The sequence below is a fragment of the Stenotrophomonas maltophilia genome (assembly GCF_001676385.1).
GTDB classification, from domain to species: Bacteria; Pseudomonadota; Gammaproteobacteria; order Xanthomonadales; family Xanthomonadaceae; genus Stenotrophomonas; species Stenotrophomonas maltophilia_J.
Genome location: NZ_LYVJ01000014.1, coordinates 20,767 through 45,356, shown reverse-complemented (window position 1 = coordinate 45,356; position 24,590 = coordinate 20,767). Strand labels below are relative to the sequence as shown.

The 24,590-nt window shown below is 67.4% G+C and carries 26 protein-coding genes and 1 other RNA gene; 17 read left to right on the top strand and 10 right to left on the bottom strand.

From position 1 onward, the window contains the following. Positions 1-99 precede the first annotated feature (99 nt). From A9K58_RS16845 to pepQ, 3 genes are all read left to right on the top strand, one after another. The gene (locus A9K58_RS16845) at positions 100-2,379 is read left to right on the top strand and encodes a DUF1631 family protein (RefSeq protein WP_065200433.1); all 2,280 of its coding nucleotides are present in this window, start codon (positions 100-102) and stop codon (positions 2,377-2,379) included. After that, positions 2,376-2,750, top strand: coding sequence for a PilZ domain-containing protein (locus tag A9K58_RS16840; protein ID WP_065200432.1), 375 nt, complete (start codon positions 2,376-2,378; stop codon positions 2,748-2,750). The genes A9K58_RS16845 and A9K58_RS16840 overlap by 4 nt, the downstream gene beginning before the upstream one ends. Before the next feature lie 75 nt (positions 2,751-2,825). After that, positions 2,826-4,157, top strand: a complete 1,332-nt coding sequence (gene pepQ, locus A9K58_RS16835) for a Xaa-Pro dipeptidase (RefSeq protein ID WP_065200431.1) — start codon at positions 2,826-2,828, stop codon at positions 4,155-4,157. A gap of 565 nt (positions 4,158-4,722) precedes the next feature. On the opposite strand, the gene A9K58_RS16830 is transcribed toward pepQ, so the two are convergent. Together A9K58_RS16830 and A9K58_RS16825 are read right to left on the bottom strand one after the other, a co-directional pair. Further along, positions 4,723-6,045 carry an aminopeptidase P N-terminal domain-containing protein gene (locus tag A9K58_RS16830; RefSeq protein WP_155760532.1) on the bottom strand — a complete coding sequence of 441 codons (1,323 nt, stop codon included), beginning with the start codon at positions 6,043-6,045 and terminating at the stop codon, positions 4,723-4,725. Between the two features lie 5 nt (positions 6,046-6,050). Beyond that, on the bottom strand, positions 6,051-6,599 hold the full coding sequence (locus A9K58_RS16825) for a UPF0149 family protein (protein ID WP_065200429.1): 549 nt from the start codon (positions 6,597-6,599) through the stop codon (positions 6,051-6,053). Between the two features lie 153 nt (positions 6,600-6,752). On the opposite strand from A9K58_RS16825, the gene A9K58_RS16820 reads away from it, so the two are divergent. The 8 genes from A9K58_RS16820 to A9K58_RS16785 all read left to right on the top strand — a co-directional run bounded on the left by A9K58_RS16820 (position 6,753) and on the right by A9K58_RS16785 (position 10,900). After that, the gene (locus A9K58_RS16820) at positions 6,753-6,974 is read left to right on the top strand and encodes a TIGR02449 family protein (protein WP_005410898.1); all 222 of its coding nucleotides are present in this window, start codon (positions 6,753-6,755) and stop codon (positions 6,972-6,974) included. Continuing rightward, a complete protein-coding gene (locus A9K58_RS16815) occupies positions 6,971-7,267 on the top strand; it encodes a cell division protein ZapA (RefSeq protein WP_005410899.1) in 297 nt (98 codons plus the stop codon). The genes A9K58_RS16820 and A9K58_RS16815 overlap by 4 nt, the downstream gene beginning before the upstream one ends. Positions 7,268-7,420: 153 nt before the next feature. Then, positions 7,421-7,606: non-coding RNA, 6S RNA (ssrS, locus tag A9K58_RS16810), on the top strand. Positions 7,607-7,689: 83 nt separating this feature from the next. Beyond that, positions 7,690-8,283 (top strand): 5-formyltetrahydrofolate cyclo-ligase, encoded by a 594-nt coding sequence (locus A9K58_RS16805; RefSeq protein ID WP_065200428.1) that lies wholly within the window; start codon positions 7,690-7,692, stop codon positions 8,281-8,283. Then, positions 8,280-8,759 (top strand): EVE domain-containing protein, encoded by a 480-nt coding sequence (locus A9K58_RS16800; protein WP_065200427.1) that lies wholly within the window; start codon positions 8,280-8,282, stop codon positions 8,757-8,759. The genes A9K58_RS16805 and A9K58_RS16800 overlap by 4 nt, the downstream gene beginning before the upstream one ends. A 22-nt stretch (positions 8,760-8,781) precedes the next feature. Continuing rightward, positions 8,782-9,429, top strand: a complete 648-nt coding sequence (gene rpiA / locus A9K58_RS16795; RefSeq protein WP_065200426.1) for a ribose-5-phosphate isomerase RpiA — start codon at positions 8,782-8,784, stop codon at positions 9,427-9,429. Positions 9,430-9,450: 21 nt separating this feature from the next. Next, entirely contained in the window at positions 9,451-9,894 is a 444-nt protein-coding gene (locus A9K58_RS16790) for a DUF192 domain-containing protein (RefSeq protein WP_065200425.1), read from the top strand. 160 nt (positions 9,895-10,054) lie between these two features. Further along, positions 10,055-10,900 carry a SirB1 family protein gene (locus tag A9K58_RS16785; RefSeq protein ID WP_065200424.1) on the top strand — a complete coding sequence of 282 codons (846 nt, stop codon included), beginning with the start codon at positions 10,055-10,057 and terminating at the stop codon, positions 10,898-10,900. 40 nt (positions 10,901-10,940) lie between these two features. On the opposite strand, the gene A9K58_RS16780 is transcribed toward A9K58_RS16785, so the two are convergent. Then, the gene (locus A9K58_RS16780; RefSeq protein WP_081284117.1) at positions 10,941-11,165 is read right to left on the bottom strand and encodes a rubredoxin; all 225 of its coding nucleotides are present in this window, start codon (positions 11,163-11,165) and stop codon (positions 10,941-10,943) included. A 34-nt stretch (positions 11,166-11,199) separates the two neighbouring features. On the opposite strand from A9K58_RS16780, the gene thiE reads away from it, so the two are divergent. Together thiE and hemL are read left to right on the top strand one after the other, a co-directional pair. Next, positions 11,200-11,826 carry a thiamine phosphate synthase gene (thiE, locus tag A9K58_RS16775; RefSeq protein ID WP_065200422.1) on the top strand — a complete coding sequence of 209 codons (627 nt, stop codon included), beginning with the start codon at positions 11,200-11,202 and terminating at the stop codon, positions 11,824-11,826. A gap of 16 nt (positions 11,827-11,842) precedes the next feature. Continuing rightward, the gene (gene hemL / locus A9K58_RS16770; protein WP_065200421.1) at positions 11,843-13,132 is read left to right on the top strand and encodes a glutamate-1-semialdehyde 2,1-aminomutase; all 1,290 of its coding nucleotides are present in this window, start codon (positions 11,843-11,845) and stop codon (positions 13,130-13,132) included. A gap of 71 nt (positions 13,133-13,203) precedes the next feature. Here hemL and azu read toward each other — a convergent pair whose 3' ends face one another. After that, a complete protein-coding gene (gene azu, locus A9K58_RS16765; RefSeq protein ID WP_065200420.1) occupies positions 13,204-13,653 on the bottom strand; it encodes an azurin in 450 nt (149 codons plus the stop codon). Positions 13,654-13,774: 121 nt separating this feature from the next. On the opposite strand from azu, the gene A9K58_RS16760 reads away from it, so the two are divergent. Beyond that, positions 13,775-14,377 (top strand): HAD-IA family hydrolase, encoded by a 603-nt coding sequence (locus A9K58_RS16760; RefSeq protein WP_065200419.1) that lies wholly within the window; start codon positions 13,775-13,777, stop codon positions 14,375-14,377. A 92-nt stretch (positions 14,378-14,469) separates the two neighbouring features. Here A9K58_RS16760 and A9K58_RS16755 read toward each other — a convergent pair whose 3' ends face one another. Beyond that, on the bottom strand, positions 14,470-15,696 hold the full coding sequence (locus tag A9K58_RS16755) for an acetylornithine transaminase (RefSeq protein WP_065200418.1): 1,227 nt from the start codon (positions 15,694-15,696) through the stop codon (positions 14,470-14,472). A 63-nt stretch (positions 15,697-15,759) separates the two neighbouring features. On the opposite strand from A9K58_RS16755, the gene A9K58_RS16750 reads away from it, so the two are divergent. Continuing rightward, positions 15,760-16,632 (top strand): ion transporter, encoded by an 873-nt coding sequence (locus tag A9K58_RS16750; RefSeq protein WP_065200417.1) that lies wholly within the window; start codon positions 15,760-15,762, stop codon positions 16,630-16,632. A gap of 113 nt (positions 16,633-16,745) precedes the next feature. On the opposite strand, the gene A9K58_RS16745 is transcribed toward A9K58_RS16750, so the two are convergent. Both A9K58_RS16745 and A9K58_RS16740 read right to left on the bottom strand, forming a co-directional pair. Beyond that, positions 16,746-17,741: a YiiG family protein gene (locus tag A9K58_RS16745; protein WP_065200416.1), complete on the bottom strand. Its 996-nt coding sequence runs from the start codon at positions 17,739-17,741 to the stop codon at positions 16,746-16,748. A gap of 92 nt (positions 17,742-17,833) precedes the next feature. Beyond that, complete coding sequence (locus A9K58_RS16740) at positions 17,834-18,652, bottom strand: SDR family oxidoreductase (protein ID WP_065200415.1); 819 nt, start codon at positions 18,650-18,652, stop codon at positions 17,834-17,836. A gap of 108 nt (positions 18,653-18,760) precedes the next feature. On the opposite strand from A9K58_RS16740, the gene A9K58_RS16735 reads away from it, so the two are divergent. Further along, on the top strand, positions 18,761-19,444 hold the full coding sequence (locus tag A9K58_RS16735; RefSeq protein ID WP_065200414.1) for a hypothetical protein: 684 nt from the start codon (positions 18,761-18,763) through the stop codon (positions 19,442-19,444). 209 nt (positions 19,445-19,653) lie between these two features. On the opposite strand, the gene A9K58_RS16730 is transcribed toward A9K58_RS16735, so the two are convergent. Next, the gene (locus A9K58_RS16730) at positions 19,654-20,316 is read right to left on the bottom strand and encodes a serine/threonine-protein kinase (RefSeq protein WP_065200413.1); all 663 of its coding nucleotides are present in this window, start codon (positions 20,314-20,316) and stop codon (positions 19,654-19,656) included. 85 nt (positions 20,317-20,401) lie between these two features. On the opposite strand from A9K58_RS16730, the gene A9K58_RS16725 reads away from it, so the two are divergent. Then, on the top strand, positions 20,402-22,399 hold the full coding sequence (locus A9K58_RS16725; RefSeq protein WP_065200412.1) for a bifunctional DedA family/phosphatase PAP2 family protein: 1,998 nt from the start codon (positions 20,402-20,404) through the stop codon (positions 22,397-22,399). A gap of 123 nt (positions 22,400-22,522) precedes the next feature. Here A9K58_RS16725 and A9K58_RS16720 read toward each other — a convergent pair whose 3' ends face one another. Continuing rightward, positions 22,523-23,098 carry an LON peptidase substrate-binding domain-containing protein gene (locus A9K58_RS16720; RefSeq protein WP_065200411.1) on the bottom strand — a complete coding sequence of 192 codons (576 nt, stop codon included), beginning with the start codon at positions 23,096-23,098 and terminating at the stop codon, positions 22,523-22,525. Continuing rightward, the gene (gene mpl / locus A9K58_RS16715) at positions 23,095-24,459 is read right to left on the bottom strand and encodes a UDP-N-acetylmuramate:L-alanyl-gamma-D-glutamyl-meso-diaminopimelate ligase (RefSeq protein WP_065200410.1); all 1,365 of its coding nucleotides are present in this window, start codon (positions 24,457-24,459) and stop codon (positions 23,095-23,097) included. The genes A9K58_RS16720 and mpl overlap by 4 nt, the downstream gene beginning before the upstream one ends. Positions 24,460-24,590 lie beyond the last annotated feature (131 nt).

The window sequence follows — 24,590 nt, the reverse complement described above, 5'->3', positions numbered from 1 at the left end:
CCGCGAACAGCACGCGCGTTCACCCTAAAGTAGCGCCAGCCCGGGCCGACACGGTAGATTCACCAGAACGATCCGCGGGATTCCGGATACCGCCTGCCGATGTCAGCTGTCTTCTCCATTCTTCCTGCCGACAAGGACCGCCTGGCTGCCGCCGACCTGCCACCGCGGGTGCGCGACCTGCTGGGCGCCCTGATCGGCCTGTGCCGGCAGACACTGGCCGCCCCGCTGATCCTGACCGTGGAGGCGCTGGAACAGACCCTGATGCTCGACGCCGATCGTGCCCGCAATCCGCAGCAGCAGGCGGAGCTGATGGCGCAGCGCGGGCAACTGCATGCCTTTGCCGGCCACTTCGCCGATCGCATGCTCGATGCCCTGGCCGACGCCCTGGCACGGCTGCGCGAACCGCCGCCCGCGATCGCCGCCGGTTCCACGCCGCCGCCGCTGCCGGGCATGCTCGGCCTGTCGCTGGTCGACGAGCATGAAGTGGATCGCAACCTGCTGCTGGCCGAGATGGTGCGGCGGGAGACGCTGCGTTCGACCAATTCGCTGAACCTGCTGGGCCAGCGCCTGGGCGTCCTCGCCGCAGCGCCAGCCTTCGAGGCGGACGCGCTGCCGCTGGCGCCCCAGGCGCTGTGCGCGATGCTACGCCGGATCGCCGAGCACGACGCGCTCGGCGTGGAGGTGCAGCTGGCACTGTTCCGCAGCTTCGAGCGGCAGGTGCTGGAGCGCCTGGGTGATGTACTGGACCGCGCCAACGCGCTGCTGGCCCAGCACGGTGTGCTGCCGGGGCTGGTCTACACACCGTATCTCGCGCGCTCGTCGAGCACCCGGCGGATCATCACCCAGTCGGTCGGGGGAGGCCGCACGACCCAGCCCGTCCAACGTGCCCGCGCACCGTTGACCGGTTGGAATGGTTCCGCTCCCGCCGGCTCCTGGTCGAACCTGGTGCAGGACGCCGTCAACGACGCGGGCAGCGCGGGCTCTGCGGTCCCCGGCATGACCACATCCACCGGCGGCGCACTGCACGCGCTGCTGCAGCAGGCCCGCCATGCCACGACGGCCCCTGCCGAAACCACCGCCGTACCCAGCGCGGCGGTCGATGCCGTCCTCGCACGCCTGCAGGCCCAGTCCAGCGCAGCCACCGGCGTCGCCGATCTGCAGACCGCAGTGGTCGCCCAGCTGCGCAGCGAGCATGGCGCGCAGGCCGAGCTGGGCAGCCACGACCGCGACAACCTCGACCTGCTGCGCCTGCTGATGCAACAGGTACAGCAGCAGCAGCGCCCCGATCCGGTACCGGCCGCGCTGCTGGCCCGCCTGCAGGTGCCGCTGGCACGTGCGGCGATGGCCGACCCCGGCTTCTTCGTTCGTGACCAGCATCCCGCGCGCGAACTGCTCAACCAGATTGCCGAAGTCGGCGCCCACTGGCTGGCCGACGATGATGTGGATCCGCAGCTGCTGCAGCGCATGGCGCAGAGCGTGCAGGGCCTGCTCGGCCAGGACGTGCGTTCGCCCGAGGCTTTCGCCAGCGCCAGCGAGGAGGTGCAGCAGCACCAGCGCGCGGCAGCCCATCGCGCCGAACTGGCCGAGCGCCGCCACGTCGAAGCCGCCCGCGGCAAGGAACGCCTGGAACTGGCACGCCGCCAGGCCAACGCACGGATCGACCAGTGCTGCGATGCGCGGCAACCACCACGCTTCGTGCAGACCCTGCTGCGCCAGGCCTGGGCAGATGCACTGACCTTGACCCGCCTGCGCCATGGCGACGATTCGCCGCAGTGGCAGGAACGCCTGCAACAGACCGAGCGCATCGCTGCGGTGACGGCGCAGGCCGCCGGTGCCCCCGGCGGCACCGATGCCGCACTGGCCAGCGACGTGGAATCCGCTCTCGTGCAGGTCGGCTACCATGCCGAGGAAGCTGCCGCCGTTGCCCGCCGCCTGGCCACGCCCGGCGGTGAGGACGAAAGCACGTCGCGCACCGAACTCAGCGCACGGCTGAAGGCGCGGGCGCGGCTGGGCGAGCATGCCGGCACGGTCGCCGCTGCCGCTCCCGCCACGCCGCGCAGCAGCGCCGAAGAAGCGGCCTACCAGCAACTGTGCACGCTGCCGTTCGGCAGCTGGTTGGACATCGACCAGGGCGACGGCACGCTGCGCCGGCAGCGGCTGTCCTGGTACAGCCTGCTGACCGGCCATGCGCTGCTGGTCAACCCACGCGGGCAGAAAGTTGCCGATACCGACCTGGACACGCTGGCCCGGCGGATCAGCGCCGGCCACGCGCAGCTTGTCACTGAAGATCAGGGCCGGTTGGTCGACCGCGCCTGGGAAGCCAGCCTCGGTACGCTGCGCGCACTGGCCTCCGGTCCCACCCGGGAGACCCATGCATGAAGCCCGCCCCTCCCAAAGAGACACGCCGTGCCCCGCGCCGCCAGGTCTCGGACCTGGTGCCGGTTACCGACCAGATGCGCGAATGCGTGGTGGGCCGGCTAGGCAATGTATCCGAGACCGGCATGCTGATGCTGGCCAGCACGCCGCTGCGCGAGGATGCGCTGTACCAGCTCCGCTTTCCGCTGCCGATGGGCGACGGCCGCCACCAGGACATCGACGTGGGCGTGCACCTGCTGTGGAGCGAACCGGCGCATGCGCCGGGCCAGAGCTGGACCGGCTTCCGGTTCCTCACCCTGTCGCGCGAGCATCGGCAGCTGCTGCGCCAGTGGGTCGGCGAAGACAGCGACGACGGGCCGGTTTCGACGGCCTGAGTGCCGGTTCCGGCACAGCGGTTTTTCCCGGTATGCGGCAGAATCTAGGGCCGTTTTCCGTGTCGAGCCACCGCAATGATCCAGCAAGACCCCGGCGCCCTGTATCCCGACCACCTGGCCGTGCTGTGCCGACGTGCCGAACAGGCGCTGGCGCGCGGTGGCTTCGATCACCTGGTAGTGCCCAGCGGCACCCTTCACTACCAGGTGTTCGACGACCGCGACTATCCGTACGCAGTGAACCCCCAGTTCAAGGCCTGGCTGCCGCTGACCCGCGTGCCCAACAGCTGGATCGTGTTCACTCCGGGCAAGCGCCCGGCGGTGATCTTCCACCAGCCCTTCGATTACTGGCACGTGGTGCCGGATGCGCCCAGCGGCTGGTGGGTGGATCACTTCGACATCCACATCATCCGCAAACCGGACGAGGCACTGGCCCTGCTGCCGGCCGATCCGGCGCGCTGCGCGATCCTCGGCGAGCCGCAGAGCGCGCTGGGCAACTACGTGCCGAACAATCCCGCGCCGGTGGTGAACTACCTTGAATGGCACCGAGGCAGCAAGACGCCGTATGAAATCGCGCTGATGCGCCAGGCGCAGGTGCTGGGCGTGCGCGGCCACCGCGCCGCCGAGGCTGCCTTCCGCAATGGCGCCGACGAGTTCAGCATCCACATGGCGTACTGCCAGGCGGTCGGCCAGGATGCCAACGAACTGCCCTACGGCAACATCGTGGCGCTGAATGAACATGCCGCCGTGCTGCATTACACCGAGCTGGGCCGCAAGGCACCGCAGCCGCTGCGCAGTTTCCTGATCGATGCCGGCGCCAGCGCGTACGGCTACGCCAGCGACATCACCCGCACCTACGCCGCGCAGGGCCACGACGAGTTCGCGGCGATGATCGCCGCCGTTGACGCTGCCCAGCAGCAGATGTGCGCCGCGGTACGCCCCGGCTTCGACTACAAGCAGCTGCACGTGGACGCACATCTTTCGCTGATGGGCGTACTGAAGGACTTCGGCGTCATCAAGGTCTCGCCGCAGACCGCGCTGGAAACCGGCGTCAGCGCCGCGTTCTTCCCTCACGGCATCGGCCACCTGATCGGCCTGCAGGTGCACGACGTGGCCGGTTTTGCCGCCAGCGACGAAGGCGGCCGCATCGAGCGCCCGGCCGGGCACCCATACCTGCGCCTGACCCGCGTGCTGCAACCGGGCATGGTGGTGACCATCGAACCGGGCCTGTACTTCATCGACATGCTGTTGGATGAAGTGAAGAGCGCCGGTCATGGCGACGCGATCAACTGGGACCGCGTGGACTTCTTCCGTCCGTATGGCGGCATCCGCATCGAAGACGAAGTGCTGTGCACCGAGGGCGAGGCGGACAACCTGACGCGGCCGGAGTTTGCGGCGGCGAACGGCTGAGCCCCTCGTGGTTGGACGCTCAGAGCAAAAGCCGCGCTTGGTGGGGCGGGTGGGCCATGCAGGGGACGCTGCAGGTACGTCCCTGTAAGCTCGATGGCGCCATCCATGGCGCCAACGCCCCTGCATGGCCCACCCGCCCCACCTCTGACAGTTTCCTGCGCGCGTCCAACCACGGAAAGAAGAAAGAAAAGCAAAAGCGGGTCGTTCGCTGCGCTCGCTCTGTGTCGACCAAGGTCGACACCTACCAATAGCCGCCCGCCCCAACAATCGCAGTTGCCAGTAGATCCACGCCATGCGTGGATGATTCATTCGATATCTGACAGATGTGCCGACCAACGGTCGGCACCCACCAACAGCCACAGGAATCTGTCAGGGGTGGGGCGATGTGGGTGGGCAGGACCGTTGGCGCCATGGATGGCGCCATCGAGCCCCCAAGGATGGGTTTACGGCGTGTCCTGACCACCCACACCGCCCCGCCATCCCACGCAGTGCCGCTCTTGCTTTGGCCGTTGCCGTTGCTTCGGCTTGCAGCGGGTGCAGGGCTGCAAGCCCTGCAGAACACCCCCTACCCCGCCATCACCGCTTCGATCTCATCGGCGCTGCGCGCCAGCCCCTCGGTCAGCACGCGATGGCCATCATCAGTGATCACCACGTCATCTTCGGTACGGATGCCGATGCCACGCCAGCGCGGCTCCACGGTCGTGTCATCCACGCCGATGTACAGCCCCGGTTCGATGGTGAACGCCATGCCCGGCTCCAGCAGGCGCGAATCACCGGCGAGGCGGTAATCGCCCACATCGTGCACGTCCAACCCGATCCAGTGGCCGGTCTTGTGCCGGTAGAAGCGCTGGTACAGGCCTTCGGACAGGTTCTTTTCCAGCGTGCCCTTCAGCAGGCCCAGCCGCAGCAGGCCCTCGGTGAGGGTCTGCACCGCAGCCAGGTGGCCGGCCTCGTATGGCACGCCCGGCCTCGCCTCGGCCAGGGCTGCGGCCTGCGCCTGGCCGACCAGGTCGTGCAGCGCGCGCTGCTCGGTACTGAAGCGCCCGTTCACCGGGAAGGTACGGGTGATGTCGCTGGCGTAGCCACGGTACTCAGCGCCGGCATCGATCAGCACCAGCTCACCGTCACGCGAACGCGCGTTGTTGTCGCGGTAATGCAGGATGCAGCCGTTGCGGCCGGCACCGACAATGCTGCAGTACGCCGGCACCGCATCGTTGGCACGGAACACCCGTTCCAGCTCGGCCTGCAGTTCGTACTCGTGGATACCCGCCTTCGCCGCACGCATCGCCGCCAGGTGGGCACGCACGCTGATCTGTGCGGCGTGTTGCATCAGCGCCACTTCCGCACCGGACTTGAACAGGCGCTGCTCATGCAGCAGATGGCCCAGTTCCAGGAACTCATGCGGCGGCTGCGCACCGTGGCGCACCTGCGAGCGCACACGATTGACCCAACCGATCAACTTCAGGTCGAACTCTGCATCACGCCCGAAGTGATAGTAGACGCGCGAGCGCCCTTCCAGCAGGCCCGGCAGGATGTCATCCAGATCATCGATCGGATACGCATCGTCCATGCCGTACTGCGCCACCGCGCCTTCCTGGCCGGCACGGCTGCCGTCCCAGGCCTCACGCTCGGCGTCGCGCTCGCGGCAGAACAGGATGGCCTCACCGTGGCGGCGGCCGGGGATCAGCACCAGCACCGCTTCCGGTTCCGGAAAGCCACTGAGGTACTGGAAGTCGGAGTCCTGCCGGTACGGATAGTGGGTGTCGAGGCTGCGCACTTTCTCCGCTGCCGCCGGCAATACCAGGATCGCTTCTTCGCCGGCCATGTCCATCAGCTGGCGGCGGCGACGCTTGTATTCGCCGGCCGCGATGCCGGTGCGCTGCTTGATGTCCATCAGTTCAGGCGCTGCCGATGGCGCGAGGCCAGCACCACGTCACCGTGCAGCAGCAGCACCGCCACGCGGATGAATTCCTCGATCTCCGACAGGGCTTCGTCGTCATCATCGCCACCGGCCTCGAAATCCTCGCTGGAGGCGCGCGCCAGGCTGGCCATGTCGGTCAGCGCTTCTTCGCCCTCTTCGGACAGGGCCGGGCGGCGGCCGCCGCTGCCCAGGCCGAAGCCGCCCAGGAAGGAACGGGTCCAGCTGAACATGGCATCGGCCTGCGCGGAGACGTCGTCGCTGTCGGTCAGCAACAGCTCGAAGGCGAAGTCGCGGTCTTCCAGCTGCTTGATGGTGGCCTGCAGCAGCTGCCCCAGCACGCTGTCGGCGGGCACCGGCGGCAGGTTGTCGTCGGCCAGCACGCGCGCCGGCCAGTCGTTGCCGGGGGCACCGCCGGCGGCCAGCCAGCCACACAGCGCACCGTGCAGCTCGGCAGCGGTAGCGCCCAGGCCCAGCGCCTGGCTGGCGCGGGTAACGTCGTCGACGGAGGGTAGTTCGGTCATCGTGCGGCTCGTTCGGAAAGGAAACCCGGGGTGCGTACGCGCGCGCCCGTGAGACCCCGTAGTGTAGCAACCCGACGACATCCTCTCTGCGGCCGTCAGGCCTTGCTGCGACAACGCTTGACCGCCCTTACCCGGCTTGCCTATCGTGCCTGCATGGAACCCGCCGACCCCCTTGCCCAGCTGCAGGACTTCGCCGCCCGCGTGGAAGCGTTGCTTGAACGCAACCAGCGCCTGGCCGAGGAGAATCGCAGCCTGCGCCACCAGCAGGAACAGCTGGTGGCCGAGCGTTCCACGCTGCTGGCCAAGAACGAACAGGCGCGCTCGCGGGTGGAAGCGATGATCAGCCGGCTCAAATCCCTGGAGCAGCACACATGAGCGCCGAACCGGTCAGTGTCCGCATCCTCGATCGTGAATACACCGTGGGCGTCGGCGGCGATGAGCGCGACAGCCTGATGGCCGCCGCACGCCTGCTCGACGCCCGCATGCGCGAGATCCGCGGCAGCAACCGCATGGCCGCGGTCGACCGCGTGGCCGTGCTGGCCGCGCTGAACCTGGCGCACGAACTGCAGCTGCTGCGCGACGAGAACGCCCGCCAGGCGGTGGCCCTGCAGCAGACGCTGGCCGACCTGAACCGGCGCCTGGACCGCGCAATCGACGGCACCCCGTAAAAAAGGGGACGGAGGGAATTAAGGCGCATTCGCCCCTTCCGTGCTGGAAACGGCTTAATCCCCTCCGTCCCCTTTTTCGCATATCTGAATTGGCACGGACTGTTGCCGACGAACGGCCTATCCAGATCCTGTGCGCTGGCTATAATGGCGTCGCGTTCTCTGCGGTACTCGACGGCATGTGCAAACATTCGCCTTGTCCCTTAAGAACGACACCGGGAGCGCGACAGCGCCGGGAGTGCAGGTCCGCCTTGTAGCGGGAAGCCCGATGGTTCTCCAGCGTTCCCACTTGAGCCCCCGGGTTCAAGGTCGTTTCGCATGCATCGACATTGCGGAGAATGCAATATTCCGGCAAGGGCGGCGTCTTCGGGCGTCGCCCTTGTTCTTTCCGGCACAATGGTGGCTGATCCTTGCCGCACGCTGCCATGACCGACCCGCGCCAGGCCCTGCGCCACGACCTGCGGCAACGCCGCCGCGAGCTTTCCGCCGGTGCGCGTATCGCCGCCGCCGAATCCCTCGCCGATGCCCTGCTGGCCCTGCCATTCGCCCCGCGCGAAGGTGCCGTGGCCGGCTACTGGGCGCTGGATGGCGAAATCGCCCTGCATCGCTGGCAACTGCAATTGCCCCCAGGACTCACCTACTGCCTGCCGGTGCTGGCCGGCGAAGTGCTGCGCTTCGCGCCATGGCGGCCCGGCCAGCCGCTGACCCACAACCGCTACGGCATTCCCGAGCCGGATGTGGCGCTGGAAGAGACGCTGGACGCGGCACAGATGGCGCTGGTGGTGGCCCCGCTGGTGGGCTTCGATGCGCAGTGCCGGCGGCTGGGCATGGGGGGCGGCTGGTATGATCGCAGCTTCGCCTTCCGCCATGATCGGCCGGCGCCGCCCTGGCTGGTCGGTGCCGCCTTCGCGGTGCAGCAGGTCGAGTCCTTGCCGGTGGCGTCGTGGGACGTGCCGGTGGACGCGATCTGCACCGAAGCCGGCCCCCTGTTTCCCTCCGCTGCCCCTGTGAACGCATGACCGCCCGCAAGCGCTACTGGCTGATGAAGTCCGAACCGGACGCCTTCTCCATTGATGACCTGGCCAGGGTCAAGGTCGAACCCTGGAACGGGGTGCGCAACTACCAGGCGCGCAATTTCATGCGCGACGGCATGCAGGTCGGCGACGGCATCCTGTTCTATCATTCCAACACCAAGGTGCCGGGCATCGTCGGCCTGGCCACCGTGGCCAGCACGGCCTACCCGGACGACACCCAGTTCGATCCGAAGTCGGACTATTACGACCCCAGGAGCACGCGCGAGAATCCGCGCTGGATGCTGGTGGACGTGGCATTCGAGCGCAAGCTCAGGCAGGTGATCGCGCTGGACGAGATCAAGCTGCACGCCGAGGAACTGGGTGAAGGCTTCCCGCTGGTTGCCAAGGGCAACCGCCTGTCGGTGTTCCCGGTGACCGCCGCGCAGTGGAAGCTGCTGCTGTCGCTGGAAAAGAAATCCTGATTCCCTGCCTGAGAGTTCTCCCATGTCCGAAGCCAAGCGCCTGGCCGCCGAGAAAGCCATCGAGTACGTTGAAGACGGCATGATCGTCGGTGTCGGCACCGGATCCACCGTGGCCTATTTCATCGATGCCCTGGCCCGCATCCAGCACCGCATCAAGGGCGCCGTGTCCAGCTCCGAGCAGAGCACCGCGCGCCTGAAACAGCATGGCATCGAGGTGATCGAGCTGAATCACAGCGGCAACCTGTCGCTGTACGTGGACGGCGCCGACGAGTGCGACCCGAACAAGTGCCTGATCAAGGGCGGTGGCGCTGCACTGACCCGCGAGAAAATCATCGCCGAAGCCAGCGAGCGCTTCATCTGCATCATCGACCCGAGCAAGCAGGTGCCGGTGCTGGGCAGGTTCCCACTGCCGGTGGAGGTGATCCCGATGGCGCGCAGCCTGGTTGCCCGCCAGATCCGCGACATGACCGGCGGCCAGCCGACCTGGCGCGAGGGTGTCGTCACCGACAACGGCAACCAGATCCTGGACATCCACAACCTGCAGATCACCGATCCAGAGAAGCTGGAACGCGAGCTCAACCAGCTGCCGGGCGTGGTCTGCGTGGGCCTGTTCGCGCGCCGCCGCGCCGATGTGGTGATCGTCGGCGCAGAGCCGCCGGTCGTGCTCTGACTCTTTCAAAGGATCCTGACGATGTCGCTGTTGCGTTCACTGCTGATACTTCCGCTGCTGGCCCTGGCCGGCTGTGCCACCGATGCGGCCCGCCACTGGGTCGAGCTGGACGGTGCCCGCTACCACGTGGAACTGGCCACCAGCGATGAAGCGCGCGCGCGCGGGCTGATGTTCCGCGACCAGATGCCGGCCGACCACGGCATGCTGTTCATCCATGACCGCGAGGATATGCAGGCCTACTGGATGAAGAACACCAGGATCGCGCTGGACATCCTGTACTTCGACAGCCAGCGCAGGCTGGTCAGCCAGCAGCGCGACGTCCCCCCCTGCTCGGCGGGCGACATGTGCCCGCCCTATCCCAGCGGTGGCCCTGCCCGGTATGTGCTGGAGCTCAACGCCGGCCAGGCCGAGAAGCTGCAGCTCAAGGACGGCACCGAGCTGAAATTCGGCCCGGGCATCGAATAACAAGGTCAGCCGGGCTGCGCCCGGCGCCCGTGGTCATCCCCGTGGCTGACCGGCAACCCGATCGGGGGTCGGATCCTTTCGCACGCGAAAGGGATCTGACCCCTGGGTTTTTCACGCGCCACCGCTTGAAACCGCCTGCAAATGACGCCAGTCTGTAATCATGCAGGACCGGATCACACTCCCCGACTGGGATGCACTGGCCGACCTCGAAGACGAGGCGTTGCCGTTGCTGCCGACCGCGCTGCTGATCGCGCGCGATGAATACCCCGATCTGCAGCCTTCGACCTACGATGCGCTGATCCAGAGCCATGTCGACCATCTCCGGCCGGAAGTGGACAGCCTCGAGCCCAGCCCCCTGAAGATGGCGGCGATCAACCGCCACCTGTTCGACGAGCTGGGCTATAGCGGCGACCACGACAAGTATTACGACCCGCGCAACAGCTATCTCAACCAGGTCTTCGAGCGCCGCCTGGGCAATCCGATCTCGCTCGCCCTGGTGCAGATGGAAGTCTCGCGCCGGCTGGGCATTCCGCTCGACGGCGTCTCGTTCCCTGGCCACTTCCTGGTGCGCCTGCCAGTGGATGACGGCGTACTGGTGATGGACCCGTTCAATGGTGGCCGACCCCTCGATGTGGACGAGCTGCGCGAGCGGGCAAAGTCACACCTGGGCGGGCAGATGCCTGACGATCAGGTGCTGGCCCAGATCCTCGACCCGGCACCGGCCCGTGCGATCCTGATGCGCATGCTGCGCAACCTGCACGGCGTATACGCCGAGGCGAGCGAATGGGACCGCGCCGCGCGCAGTGCCGATCGCCTGCTCAAGCTGGCCCCGGAACAGGACGACGCGCTGCGCGACCGCGGTCTGGCCTACCTGCAGCTGGAATACCTGGCCGGTGCCCGCCACGACCTGGGGCAGTACCTGAAGCGCAATCCCGATGCCAGCGATGCACAATGGCTGCGCGAGAAGCTCATCGACATCGGTGGACCGGTGCCGCGGCTGCATTGAGATTGTCGGTGTGCGGACCAACGGTCCGCACCCACCCACGTCAATCGGCCTCGACCATCTCGAAGTCGGCCTTGGTCACCCCGCAATCCGGGCAGGTCCACGTCTCGGGGATGTCCTCCCAACGTGTCCCCGGCGCGATGCCCTCCTCCGGCAAGCCTTCCGCTTCGCTGTAAAGAAAGCCGCAAACCACGCACATCCAGGTGCGCAAGGTGGTGGGGGTGGCATCGCTCATCGGATAATCAGGGCTGGAATCACGGGCCGCCATTGTCCCATCGCGGTCCACGCACCGGTAGCCATCGATGACTTCTGCTTCCCCGGCGCCCCGCGGCGTCTACCTGATCACCCCGGACGAGCCCGATACGGCGCGCCTGCTGGGCCGCACCGCGCCGCTGCTGGCTGCCGGCGCCACCTGGCTGCAGTACCGCAACAAGACTGCCAGTGACGCGCTGCGACGGGAGCAGGCGGCGGCGCTGCAGGCGCTGTGCGCGGAACACCGCGTGCCGCTGATCGTCAACGACGACCCGGCGCTGGCCAAGGCCGTTGGCGCAGCGGGGGTGCATCTGGGCGGCACCGACGGCGACATCCCCAGCGCGCGCGCGCTGCTCGGCCCTGGCGCGATCATCGGCGCCTCCTGCTATGACCAGCTGGCCAATGCCGAGAAGGCCGTAGCGGCCGGCGCCAGCTACGTGGCCTTCGGCGCGTTCTTCCCGACCACCACCAAGATCACCAGCAGCCGCGCCCATACCGACCTGCTGCGTCAGACCGCCGCACTGGGCGTGCCGCGGGTGGCGATCGGCGGGCTGACGCCGAACAATGTCGGCCCCATCATCGACGCCGGCGCCGATCTGGTCGCCGTGGTCAGCAGCGTGTTCGCTGCGCCGGACCCGGTCGCGGCCCAGCGCGCCTTCCTCGCCCAGTTCGCGTAATGCCCAGGAAAGCCCCATGAACCACGACCAGTCCCATGCCCTGTTCTCCCGCGCCCAGCAGCTGCTGCCGGGCGGCGTCAATTCGCCGGTGCGCGCGTTCAAGTCGGTCGGCGGCGAGCCGTTCTTCGTCGAGCGCGCCGATGGCGCCTACCTCTACGACGTCGACGGCAACCGCTACATCGACTACGTCGGCTCCTGGGGACCGATGATCGTCGGCCACAACCATCCGGCCGTACGCCAGGCGGTGAAGAAGGCGATCGACAATGGCCTGTCCTTCGGTGCGCCGTGCGCGGCCGAAGTCACCATGGCCGAGACCATCACCCGCCTGGTGCCATCGTGCGAGATGGTGCGCATGGTCAACTCCGGCACCGAGGCCACGCTGTCGGCGATCCGCCTGGCGCGCGGCGCCACCGGCCGCAGCCGCATCGTCAAGTTCGAAGGCTGCTACCACGGCCACGGCGACTCGTTCCTGGTCAAGGCCGGCAGCGGCATGCTGACCCTGGGCGTGCCGACCTCCCCGGGCGTCCCGGCCGGGCTGAGCGAACTGACCCTGACCCTGCCCTACAACGACTTCGAAGCGGCCACCGCGCTGTTCGAACAGCAGGGCGATGACATCGCCGGCCTGATCATCGAGCCGGTGGTCGGCAATGCCAACTGCATTCCGCCGCGCGAAGGTTACCTGCAGCACCTGCGCGCACTGTGCACGCAGCATGGCGCGCTGCTGATCTTCGACGAAGTGATGACTGGCTTCCGCGTCGCCCTCGGCGGTGCGCAGGCGCACTACGGCATCACTCCGGACCTGACCACCTTTGGCAAGATCATCGGCGGTGGCATGCCGGTAGGTGCCTATGGCGGTCGCCGCGAGCTGATGCAGCAGATCGCCCCGGCCGGCCCGATCTACCAGGCCGGCACGCTGAGCGGCAACCCGGTGGCGATGGCTGCGGGCCTGGCAATGCTGGAGCTGATCCAGCAACCGGGCTTCCACGCCGATCTGGCTGAGCGGACTGGGCGTCTGTGTGCTGGCCTTGAAACGGCCGCCGCCGAAGCCGGCGTAGCGGTGACCACCACCCGCGTGGGCGCGATGTTCGGTCTGTTCTTCACCAGTGAGAAGGTCGAGACCTATGCGCAGGCCACTGCCTGTGACATCCCGGCATTCAACCGCTTCTTCCACGCAATGCTGGAACAGGGCGTGTTCCTGGCGCCATCGGCCTACGAGGCCGGCTTCCTGTCCAGCGCGCACGACGATGCCGTGATCGAAGCGACACTCGCCGCTGCCCGCGTGGCGTTCAAGGCCGCCAAGGGCTGATCGCAAAAAGGGGACGGAGGGGATTAAGTCGTTTGTGCACAAACGACTTAATCCCCTCCGTCCCCTTTTTTTTAACCGAAGACGAATTTGCCCTTCATCATCGCGAAGTGGCCGGGGAACGAACAGAAGAAGGTGTAATCGCCACCTTTCTGCAGGCCCTGGGTAGAGAAACGCACGCGCGTGGTCTCGCCGCCGCCGATCACCCGGGTATGCGCCAGCACGCGCTTGTCGGCCTTCGGCAGGTAGCTGTCCGCCAGGGTCATACGCATGCCTGCCATCGCCACCGGCGGGTAATCGGCAGTGCGCGTCAGTACCCAGTTGTGGCCCATCGCGGTGGCGGCGAGCTTGCCGGTGTGGCGCAGGGTCAGGTCCACGGCACTGCAATCAGCCGCGATCTTGATCTCGCGGCTGCTGAAGCTCATCTGATCGGTGCTGTCGATGCTCACCGCACACACCCGCGCCAACGCCGACGGCGCCAGCATCAGCGCACCCAATCCCACTGCCACCTTCCAAGCCTTCATCGTCGCGTCTCCTGGAGATCAGGCGCCATTCTAGGCAGGCCCGGGAAACCACGGCTGCGACCGTCTGTCGCACGGCCGTTGCAGGGTTTGCGAGCACGCCCGTCGATGGCATGCTCGAACGATGCCGATCGACCTGTTGCTGCTGGATGTGGATGGCGTGCTGGTTCAGTACCAGCGCGCGCAGCGCGTCCTGCACCTGGCACGGGCACTGGACGTGCCAACGCAGGCCGTGCGGGCCGCGCTGTACGACAGTGGGCTGGAAGCCGCGCACGACAGCGGCGCGCTGGATGGCCCGTCTTACCTGGCAAGGCTGGGAGCACATCTGGGCAGGACCGTCGACGTCGCTACATGGATCGCGGCACGGCGGGCTGCCAGCCATCCTCAGGCGGCCGTGCTGCAGCGGCTGCAGGCCCTGCAGCTGCCAATGGCGGTACTGACCAACAACGGTGCGCTGATGGTGGAGATGCTGCCCATCGTGCTGCCGGAGCTGTTCCCTGCCCTGCAGGGCCGCGTGTTCTGCAGCGCGGATTTCGGCCTGCGCAAGCCCGCACCGGCCGTGTTCCTGCGCACGCTTGAGGTGCTCGGCGTGAGCCCGGCGCGCACGCTGTTCGTCGATGACCTGTTCGCCAATGTGCGCGGCGCGCGCGCCGCCGGCCTGCACGCGGAAACCGTGCGCGATGGCCGCGGCCTGGGCAAAGTGTTGAAGCGCTACCGGATTGCGTGAACCACTGTAGAGCCGAGCCCATGCTCGGCTCACCGCGCTTTCAGGCAACAGCAGCCGAGCATGGGCTCGGCTCTACAGATGTCGCTGCGGCGTCAGCGCGCTGCGATGAACGCAGCAATCGCTGCGCGCAGGCGCTTCAGGCCTTCGGCCACTTCTTCGTCGGTGATGTTCAGGGACGGCACGAAGCGCAGCACGTCCGGGCCGGCCTGCAGGGTCAGCAGGCCCTGCTCGGCAGCGTGGTCGAGAATCACACCGGCCTGGCCGGCGAAATCCTTGCTTAGTACCGCCCCCAGCATCAGGCCACGGCCCCGCACCTCACTGAACACGCCGAACTCGTCGTTGATGCGGGTGAAGCCATCGCGCAGCGCCTTCGACTGGCGGCTGACATTGGCGGCGATCTCTGCCGAGGCCAGCTTGCGCAGCGCCACGCGGGCAACCGCGGCGGCCAGCGGATTGCCACCGAAGGTGGTGCCGTGCGCGCCGAACTGCATGGTCTCGGCCACCTTCGGGCCGGCCAGCATCGCACCGATCGGGAAGCCACCGCCGAGTGCCTTGGCCAGGGTCACCATGTCCGGCACCACGTCATCCTGCCAGTGCGCGAACAGCGTACCGGTGCGGCCCATGCCAGCCTGGATCTCGTCCAGCACCAGCAGCGCATTGTGCTGGTCGCACAGTTCGCGCACGCGCTTGAGGAAACCGGACTTGGCCGGCATCACGCCGCCCTCGCCCTGGATCGGCTCCAGCATCACCGCCGCCACGTCACCGGCGGCCATCGCGGTTTCCAGCTGCACCTCATCGTTGAAATCGATGTAGCGGAAGCCACCGGGCAGCGGCTCATAGCCTTCCTGGTACTTCGGCTGGGCGGTGGCGGTCACCGCGCCCAGGGTGCGGCCGTGGAAGCTGCCACGGAAGGTGATGATCACCCGCTTGTCGGCCGGCCGACCCTGGCTGGAAGCCCACTTGCGGACCATCTTGATCGCCACTTCGTTGGCTTCGGCACCGGAATTGCACAGGAACACGCGCTCGGCGAAGCGACTGGCCTTCACCAGCTCCTCGGCCAGGTGCAGCGGCGGCGCGCTGTAGAACACGTTGCTGGTGTGCCAGAGCTTGCCGGCCTGCTCGACCAGCGCGGCCACCAGGTCCGGGTCGTTGTGGCCCAGGCCGCACACGGCGATGCCGGCGGCCAGGTCGATGAACTCGCGGCCCTGGCTGTCCCATACGCGGGCACCCTGGCCCCGCTCCAGTACCACCTGGCGGGGCTTGTAGACCGGCAGGTAATAGTTCGAAAGGGAGATCAGCGGATCGGTAGCGGCGGTCATGGCGGTCGGCAGGATTCAGGAATCCCCATTCTCGCGCCGGAACCCCTGCGGCACAATGCGCCCATGCGACCGTTTTCCGCCCCCCAGCTCAACCCCGCCACCGACACCGGCTGGCGTCGTACGTGGTTCGACATCATCTACCGCCATGACACCCGGCCCTCGCGCAACTTCGACCTGATCCTGGTGGTGGCGATCATCGCCAGCATCCTGGTGGTGATGATCGACAGCGTGCAGCGCCTGCATGCCGAGTGGTCTTCCTGGTTGTACGTGGTCGAATGGGGTTTCACCATTCTCTTCACCGCCGAATACCTGCTGCGGCTGGCGGTGGTCAGGCGCCCGCTGCGCTACGCGGTGAGCGTCTGGGGCATCATCGACCTGCTGTCGATCCTGCCGGCTTACCTGTCGATGTTCATCCCCGGCGCCCAGAGCCTGCTGGTGGTGCGTGCGCTGCGCATCCTGCGGGTGTTCCGCATCCTCAAGCTGACCCGCTACATCGAAGAAAGCGGTGTCCTGATGACATCGCTGTGGCGCAGCCGGCGCAAGGTGCTGGTCTTCCTGTTCACGGTGATCACCATCACCATCATCGCCGGCGCGCTGATGTACGTGATCGAAGGCCCCGAGCACGGCTTCACCAACATCCCGGCCAGCATGTACTGGGCAGTGGTGACCATGGCCACGGTCGGCTTCGGCGATATCGTGCCGCAGACCGTGCTCGGCCGCTTCGTGACCTCGGTGCTGATCCTGATCGGCTACAGCATCATCGCCGTGCCCACCGGCATCTATACCGCCGAGCTGGCCAGCACCATGCGCGAAGCCGAGCTGGCCGCGCGCCGTGATGCCCGCGGCTGCCCGAACTGCGGGCTGGAAGGCCATGAGCCAGACGCCCGCCACTGCCGCAGGTGCGGCGGTGGACTACCGGATGCATTCAACCACTGAGGCGCCACGCCGGGCCTGCTCCCCGTCGGTTGCACGGGCACTTCCGGATCAGCTGCACCCCGTCGCAGCCAAGCGGTTCGACTGCAGCCTGGCCGATGCAGGCAACGCCTCGACTACTGGCGGTTGCTCTGGAAAACCAGGGTGTTGTAGACGTCCAGAAGGCGCGCAGCCGAACCACGCGGGCCCATCGACGGCGAGTCCAGCATGCGTCGTTCGAAATCCGTGTATGGGGTCTTTTCGCTCACCCGCTGCAGGCGTTCCTTGCCTTCGCGGCGGAACCGCTCGGCCTCGCGCTCGAAGCTGTTCCAGTCCAGCTTGCCCGGCTCCTGGTCAGCCACTTTGGCGTGGGCTTCGTCGGAAATACGGTTGAAGGCGTCCAGGCGCTCGCGGGCCTGGGCCACATCGAAGTCGTCCTTGCTCATCAGGTCCATGATCGCCTTGGCCTCCAGCATCATCGCCAGCCGGTAGTACTCACGGGTGCGCCCCTCCGCCTGCTCCAGGATCTTCAGCTGCTCACGCTGGGCCGCATCGTTCTGGCGCTCAAGCTCGGCGCTGAAAGCCTCGCTGGCACCGGCGAAGTCCTTGAACGCAGCCATCAACGGCGCGTGCAGCTGCTTGCCCTTGGCGAACTGATCGTCTTCGTAATCCTGGCGCTCGTAGTAGTCATGCGCTTGATGGCTGACCGGTGCCAGCGCCTTCAGCGCCTGCAGATACCGGCCCGCCGCCGCGTCCAGTCCGGGCAGGGCCGGCTTGGCTGCGATCGCCTCGGTGATCGGCCCGTCGCACTGCTTCAGGTCGTAGTCGCCGATCTCGCTCGGCGCATACACGCGCGTTTCGCGCCCGGTGGGGCCGGCATCCAGGTCCTTGACCCAGCCGGTGTAGGAACGAATGCTGCCCTGCACGTCCGAATCGACCGCATTGAAGCAGCCGATATAGGCATTGAGCTTGACGGTCAGCTGCTGCTGCGCATTGGCGGTCGACGCGTCCCCGGCCTCCTGCCTGGCGGTGCCTTCCGAACTGCCTGCGGTTGCGGGTGCCTTGCCACCACAGGCGGCCAGGATCAACGACAGGGCGGCGGCCAGTGCCGCAGTGGAGAGGGTACGGGGCATGTGCTCACATCTTTGCTGGAAACGATTACAGCCGTGCATTCTAGCGTAGTGCGCCGGAGGCGGCAGCCCTGGGTCCGCGCTGCCGGTCCCGTTCAGTCCAGGAACAGGTCAGGCAGCAGCGGGCGCGACGGATCCACCGCGTAAGCGGACAGATCGGTGACACCGGCCTGCCCCAGCACTTCATCGTCGATCAGGAACCGCCCGTGGAAGCCCGCCGCGTCGCGCACCAGCACCGCATGTGCAGCGTCCGCCATGATCTGCGGCGTGCGGCAGCCAGCCGCCTCCACGCCGGGAATCATGTTGATCGCATCGGTGGCGATCACCGTACGTGGCCACAGTGCATTGACTGCTACGCCCTGCGGGCCGAACTCCGCTGCCAACCCCAGGGTGACGAAACTCATGCCCATCTTGGCCAGCGTGTAGCCGGTATGAGCGCCCCACCACTTCGGCTCCAGGCTGGGCGGAGGTGCCAGTGTGAGGATGTGCGGGTTCGGCGCCTGCAGCAGGTACGGCAGGCAGGCCTGCGCGCACAGGAAGCTGCCACGCGAATTGACCTGCTGCATCAGGTCGAAGCGCTTCATCGGCGTATCCAGCGTGCCGCGCAGCCAGATAGCGCTGGCGTTGTTGATCAGGATGTCGATGCCACCGAACGTATCGACCGTGGCCGCAACCGCCGCCTTTACCTGGTCTTCCTCGCGGATATCGCACTTCAGGGCCAGGCCCTGGCCACCTGCCGCATTCACCGCTTCGGCTGCGGTATGGATGGTGCCCGGCAACTTCGGATTGGGCACCGACGACTTGGCGGCGATGGCGACGTTGGCACCATCACGCGCGGCGCGCAGCGCGATGGCCAGGCCGATGCCACGCGAGGCCCCGGTGATGAACAGCGTTTTGCCCTGCAGACTGCCCACGTTCCACACTCCAGCGTATGCAATGAGCCACTAGTATGCCGCGCCGACGCCGGGTTCACCCTGCCTTGACGATACTCGGGTTTCCAGCCAACACACGAGGCCCACGCCATGCGCCGTTCCCGCCTGTTGCTGCCTGTCCTGGGATTTGCCCTGTTGACCGCGTGCCAGGACCGACCATCGGAACCCGGCAAGGAGCCCGCCGCAGGCGATACGCCGGGCGCGGAAAAGGCTGCCGCCGACGGCAGGATGCGCTGGAGCGAGGCCGTGGTCTGGGATGGCGACCTCAATGCCTGCCGCCAGGGCGAGAGTGCAGCCACCCGCGACTGCCTGCGCGATGCCATGCGCGCCGGCGGGGCCAGTGCCGAGGCGATCACCGCGGCCGAGCAGTTGTCCAGTGCGGGGGAACTGGCCTACGTCACCGCCTGGCATGAGAACGAAGGCCTGGGCGTCGCCACGATCGAATACCCGTTCCGGGCGAACACCAACGAAGGCACCCGCCTGGTCGACGCCAGCGGCAAGCGCATCGACGTCGACGCGGTGCAGCTGGACGACACCCTGCGGGCCGACCCGGCCGTACAGGACGTGCTGAAGGCGCACCCCCAGGCAACGCCGTTCGCGCCTGCGCAATCAGCCGGCGCGTCGCCGCTGGAAAACGGCGGCATCCGACTGCTGTACCGCACGCCACTGCGCGACTGTCACGCCTGCCCGGATGTAGGCCAGCTGCAGATTGCCTACGATTTCGACGCCAAACGCAACTTCATTGGCCAGCAGGTGGTGCCGGCGACGCCGTAAGGTCACCGACCTCTGTAGAGCCGAGCCAAGCCCGGCTCTGCAACGCGATTCCGCCGGGCATCCACGCATGGCGTGGATCTATTGGTACAACTGCACCTACTTCCTCAGCAGGTGCGGCACGATCAATCGATGTACAGGCGCAACCAGCTACATGTGCGGTCGCAGGACGCTGCCCGCACTCGGCGCGGCGGTCACCACCGCTGATGGACTCACGGCTTCGGCCCCTGCCCCTCGTTGTCCTCCCAACGCAGGATGCGACGGGTCACGAAGCGGTAGACCGGCTTGCCGGTGGCGAACCATAGTTCGCGCACCCAGGAGGTGCGCTTGAGCACGCGCTTCTCCACGGGGGTCAGCGATTCCCGGCAATACATGCGCTTGTGCTTGAGCAGGTGGCGCAGATCCTCGCGGGCCAGCAGGCGCATCCAGCGTGATCGCGGGTTGCCGATCACCGCAAGCTGGAAATCGATCAGTGCCGGGCGGCCGTCCTCGGTCACCAGCCAGTTGGCTTCCTTGGCCAGGTCGTTGTGAGCCACACCCCTGCGATGCAGCTGCTGCAGCAGGCGCCGCGCTGCGCGGAACCAGGCGAGGTCACCCCGTGGTGGGCGCTGGTACAGGGCGTCGCCTGCCATGAAGCTGCGGTCCAGATGGCGGCCGTCCCAGGCCAGCAGTTCCGGTACATCCGCCATGCCGCGGATGTGCTGCAGCGCGCGCGCTTCGCGGCGGGCCAGCCACCAGGCCGGTAGCCGCAGCCACAGCGGCGTGGCGCCCAGGTCACGGCGAACGAAGAGGCCATCCGGTCCTTCCACGAGAAGGATGCGGCCAAAGCTGTCGGCCTTCAGGGCGTGCGCTGGAGCGTCTGGCATATGCGGCATGGCGCCATTCTAGGCGATGCCGCAGGTCGCGAACGGCCAGCCAGCGGCGGGGAACCAGTCACCTGCACGCCCCTATAATCCGGCAATGGACTCTTCATGGATCGACGCCACCCTCGCGTGGATTGCCGCCCACCCCGTGCTGGCGGGCGCCGTTATCTTCCTCATCGCCTTCTGCGATGCGGTCATCATTCTCGGCGCCATCGTGCCGGCCCTGCCACTGCTGTTCGCGGTCGGCGTGTTCATCGGCCTGGGCCAGATTTCCGGGCCATACGCGGTGGCTGCCGCGGCACTTGGCGCCTTCGCCGGCGACGGCATCAGTTACTGGATCGGACGCCGCTGGGGTGACCGCCTGCGTGGCATCTGGCCGTTCAGCCGCTATCCACAACTGCTCGATCGTGGCGAAAACCTGTTCCGGCGCAATGCGTTCAAGAGCATCCTGATCGCGCGCTACGTGGGCGCCATCCGTCCATTCGTGCCGGCCATCGCCGGCATGATGAAGATGCCGGCCGGCCGCTACGTGCAGGCCAGCGGCATCGCCAGCATTTCGTGGGCCGTGCTGTTCCTGGCGCCGGGCTGGATCCTCGGCGAGGCCTATGACGCGGTCGCGGCAGTGGCCGGGCGGCTGGTCGTGGTGGTCGGCCTGCTCGCAGTGATCCTCGGCCTGGTCTGGGCCATCGTGCTGTACGGTTACCGCTGGTCTGCCGCACGCATGGACAACTGGCTCGCGCGCCTGCTGGACTGGTCCAACCGGCATCCGACGCTCGGCCGCTATACGGTGGGCGTACTGGACCCCAGGCGTCGCGAGTCGGTGCCGCTGGCGATGCTGGCACTCATGCTGCTGTTGCTCGGCTGGGGCTGGTTCGCGCTGCTGACCGTGGTGGTCGCGCATGGCGAACCGCTGGCGGTCGACCTGCTGGTGCACCAGGCCATGCTGGCGCTGCGCAACCCGCTGGCGGACTACCCGATGGCGGCACTGGCCTCGCTCGGTGCCTGGCAGGTGTTGTTGCCGGCCACCGCTGCCGCGATGGGCTACCTGATCTGGCGCCGGCGCTGGATGGCGGCTGCACACTGGCTGGCGGCACTGGCCTTCGGACTGGCGCTGACGCTGCTGCTCGGGGCCACCGTGGATGTGGTGCGCCCGCTCGATGCAAGCAGCGGCTTCGGCTTCCCGTCGGTGTCGGTGACCATGGCCACCATCACCTTCGGCTTCTTCGCGGTGCTGATCGCGCGCGAGATGCCTGGCCGCACCCGTGTCTGGCCGTACCTGGTCTCCGGCATCGTGGTCAGCCTGATCGGCTTCGCGCGCCTGTACCTGGGCGCGCATTGGCTGAGCGACGTGATCGGCGGCATGCTGTTCGGCACGTTCTGGCTGCTGGTGCTGGGCATCGCCTACCGCCGGCGTTTCAACCGCTCGTTCTGGGTGAAGCCGGTGACGTGGCTGTTCTATGGTGTCTTCGCAGTGGCAGCGATGGGGTATGCGCCGCGAAACATCCCGGTAAAGCTGGAGCGCTTCGAGCCCAACCTGCCCCCACCGCAGGCGATGGAGATGCAGGCGTGGTGGCAGAACGACTGGTCACAGCTGCCGGCGCGCCGCAACGAGTTCGACGATGACCAGCGCTGGCCGCTGGACGTGCAGGTCGCTGGCCCGCTGGCGCCGCTGCAGGCGCAGCTGGAAGCGCACGGTTGGAAACGGCAGGAGCAGGCCGGCTGGCAGCAGGCCCTGCTGATGCTCGACAAGAATACCGGCGCCGACGAACTGCCGGTACTGCCGGCAACACTGGAAACACGAGTGGAAGCGCTGCTGATGGTGCGCGAGGGCGCGCAGCCGGATGAGCGCTACGTGCTGCGCCTGTGGCCGGCGCCGGCACGGCTGCAACCCGGCAACACGCCACTGTGGCTGGGCAGCGCGCAGACCCTGCGCTACCAGCGCCATTTCGAGTGGATCGGCATGTGGCACCCGCTGCGTGGGGTCGACCCGGCATTGAATGCGCTGAAGGGGGCCGTGCAGGGCCTGCCGCAGCGTGAGGACGTGCACAGCGAAACCGGGCTGCCAGTGCTGCGGTTGCAGACCACCACACCCTGACGGGTATCGGTGCGCGATCACCCACTGTAGAGCCGAGCCGATGCTCGGCTGCGCTTCGCCGGATCCATCAAGCCGAGCATAGGCTCGGCTCTACAGCGGATCCACGCCATGCGTGGATGGCTGCTACGGCATCCAGCCCAGCAACTGCTGCAGGCGCTGGTGCGGGTCGTCCATCTGCAGCAGCTGCAACCGTTGCTGGTCGCTCAGCGGCAGCAGTTCGGCCAGCCGCCAGCCGACCCAGCTGGCCTGGTCGAGCAGCGCCGGATTGGCCGGCGCGTAGGCCTCGCCAGCCTGTTCGATGATGTGCCCCAGCACGGTGGCCAGCAGCGCATGCTGCGGCCGAAGTTCATCGTCGGGGTCTTCATCGCACCAGCGCACATCCGCCACCACCAGGCCGTTGTCGCGCACCCGGGTGCGCTCGACATGGAAGCGACGGGTACCACGCAGGCGCAGCTGCAGCACGCCGTCGGCGCCGACATCGAAGTCCTCGATGCGTACCTGCACGCCAAAAGCAGCCGGCGTTGCCGGAGCGCCCACTTCCTGGCCGTCGAGGATCAGGCAGACGCCAAAGCCCTCACCGCCATGCCCGCACTCACGGATCAGGTCCAGGTAGCGCCGCTCGAACACACGCAGGCCCACGGCGGCACCCGGCACCAGCGTAGTGTGCAGCGGAAACAATGGCAGCGAGCCAACGCTCATCGGGACTGAAGGGCGGCCAGGAAGCGGCGCGGTGCGCCGTCGAAACCTCCGTTGGACATGAACACCACGTGGTCGCCGCTGCGCACGCTGGACTGCAGCTGGGCCAGCAGTGCATCGGTATCGGGCACGGCATGTGCCTCGCCGCGCACTGCGTGGATCACCGCCGCCGCGTCCCAGGCCAGTTCCGGCCGATGCAGGAACACCACCTCGTCGGCCTGCGCCAGCGACGGAGCCAGGGCCTGCGCATGCGCGCCCAGCCGCATCGAATTGCTGCGCGGTTCCATCGCAACCACGATGCGCGCCTCGCCAACCCGGGCGCGCAGCCCCTCCAGCGTAGTGGCGATCGCGGTCGGATGATGGGCGAAATCGTCGTAGACGGTAATGCCGTCGTGGCTGCCAATCACTTCCATGCGACGCTTGACGCTGCGGAAGCGGGCCAGTGCCGGGATCACCTCGACCGGTGCCACGCCTACCGCATGCGCGGCGGCCAGCGCAGCCAGGCCATTGAGCACGTTGTGGCGGCCCAGCAGCGGCCACCGCACATCGCCCAATGCCTGCCCACGGTGGTGCACGCGGAACGCGCTGCCGTCGGCCGCCAGCAGTTCGGCATGCCATTCCAGCGCCGGATCGAAACCGAAACGCTCGACCGGGGTCCAGCAGCCCATCGCCAGGACTTCGGCCAGGTGCGGATCCTCGCCGTTGACGATCAGGCGACCGCGGGCCGGCACCGTCCGCACCAGATGGTGGAACTGGCGCTGGATCGCGGCCACGTCCGGGAAGATGTCGGCGTGGTCGTACTCAAGGTTGTTGAGGATGGCCACCAAAGGCCGGTAGTGCACGAACTTGCTGCGCTTGTCGAAGAAGGCCGTGTCGTACTCATCGGCCTCGACCACGAATTCGCGCCCCTGGCCCAGGCGGGCGGAGACGCCGAAATCCTCCGCGACGCCCCCGATCAGGAAGCCCGGCGAGCGCCCGGCGTTTTCCAGCAGCCAGGTCAGGATGGTGGTGGTGGTGGTCTTGCCATGGGTACCAGCCACCGCCAGCGTGTCGCGGCCCGGAAGCACCTGCTCGGACAGCCACTGCGCACCGGAGATGTAGCGCTGGCCGGCGTCCAGTACAGCCTCCACGGCCGGATTTCCGCGCGAAAGCGCGTTGCCGATCACGACCTGGTCGGTACCGGCCGGTACGCTGTCGGCGCGGTAGCCCTGGTCCAGGCGGATGCCCAGCTGCTCGAGCTGGGTCGACATCGGCGGATAGATGGCCTGGTCGCTGCCGCTGACCGAATGGCCCAGTTCACGCGCCAGGGCGGCTACGCCGCCCATGAAGGTACCGGCGATTGCAAGGATATGTACGCTGCTCATGACCGAAGATTGTGACTGATGACGGCTGTATAGGGCCAATGTCCGCTGCCGGGTAAGACAACTCCTACACGGGATGTGAGAAAACTCCAATCAACTGTCGGGGAATTCCCGATAGCGATGTTCTGTGAACC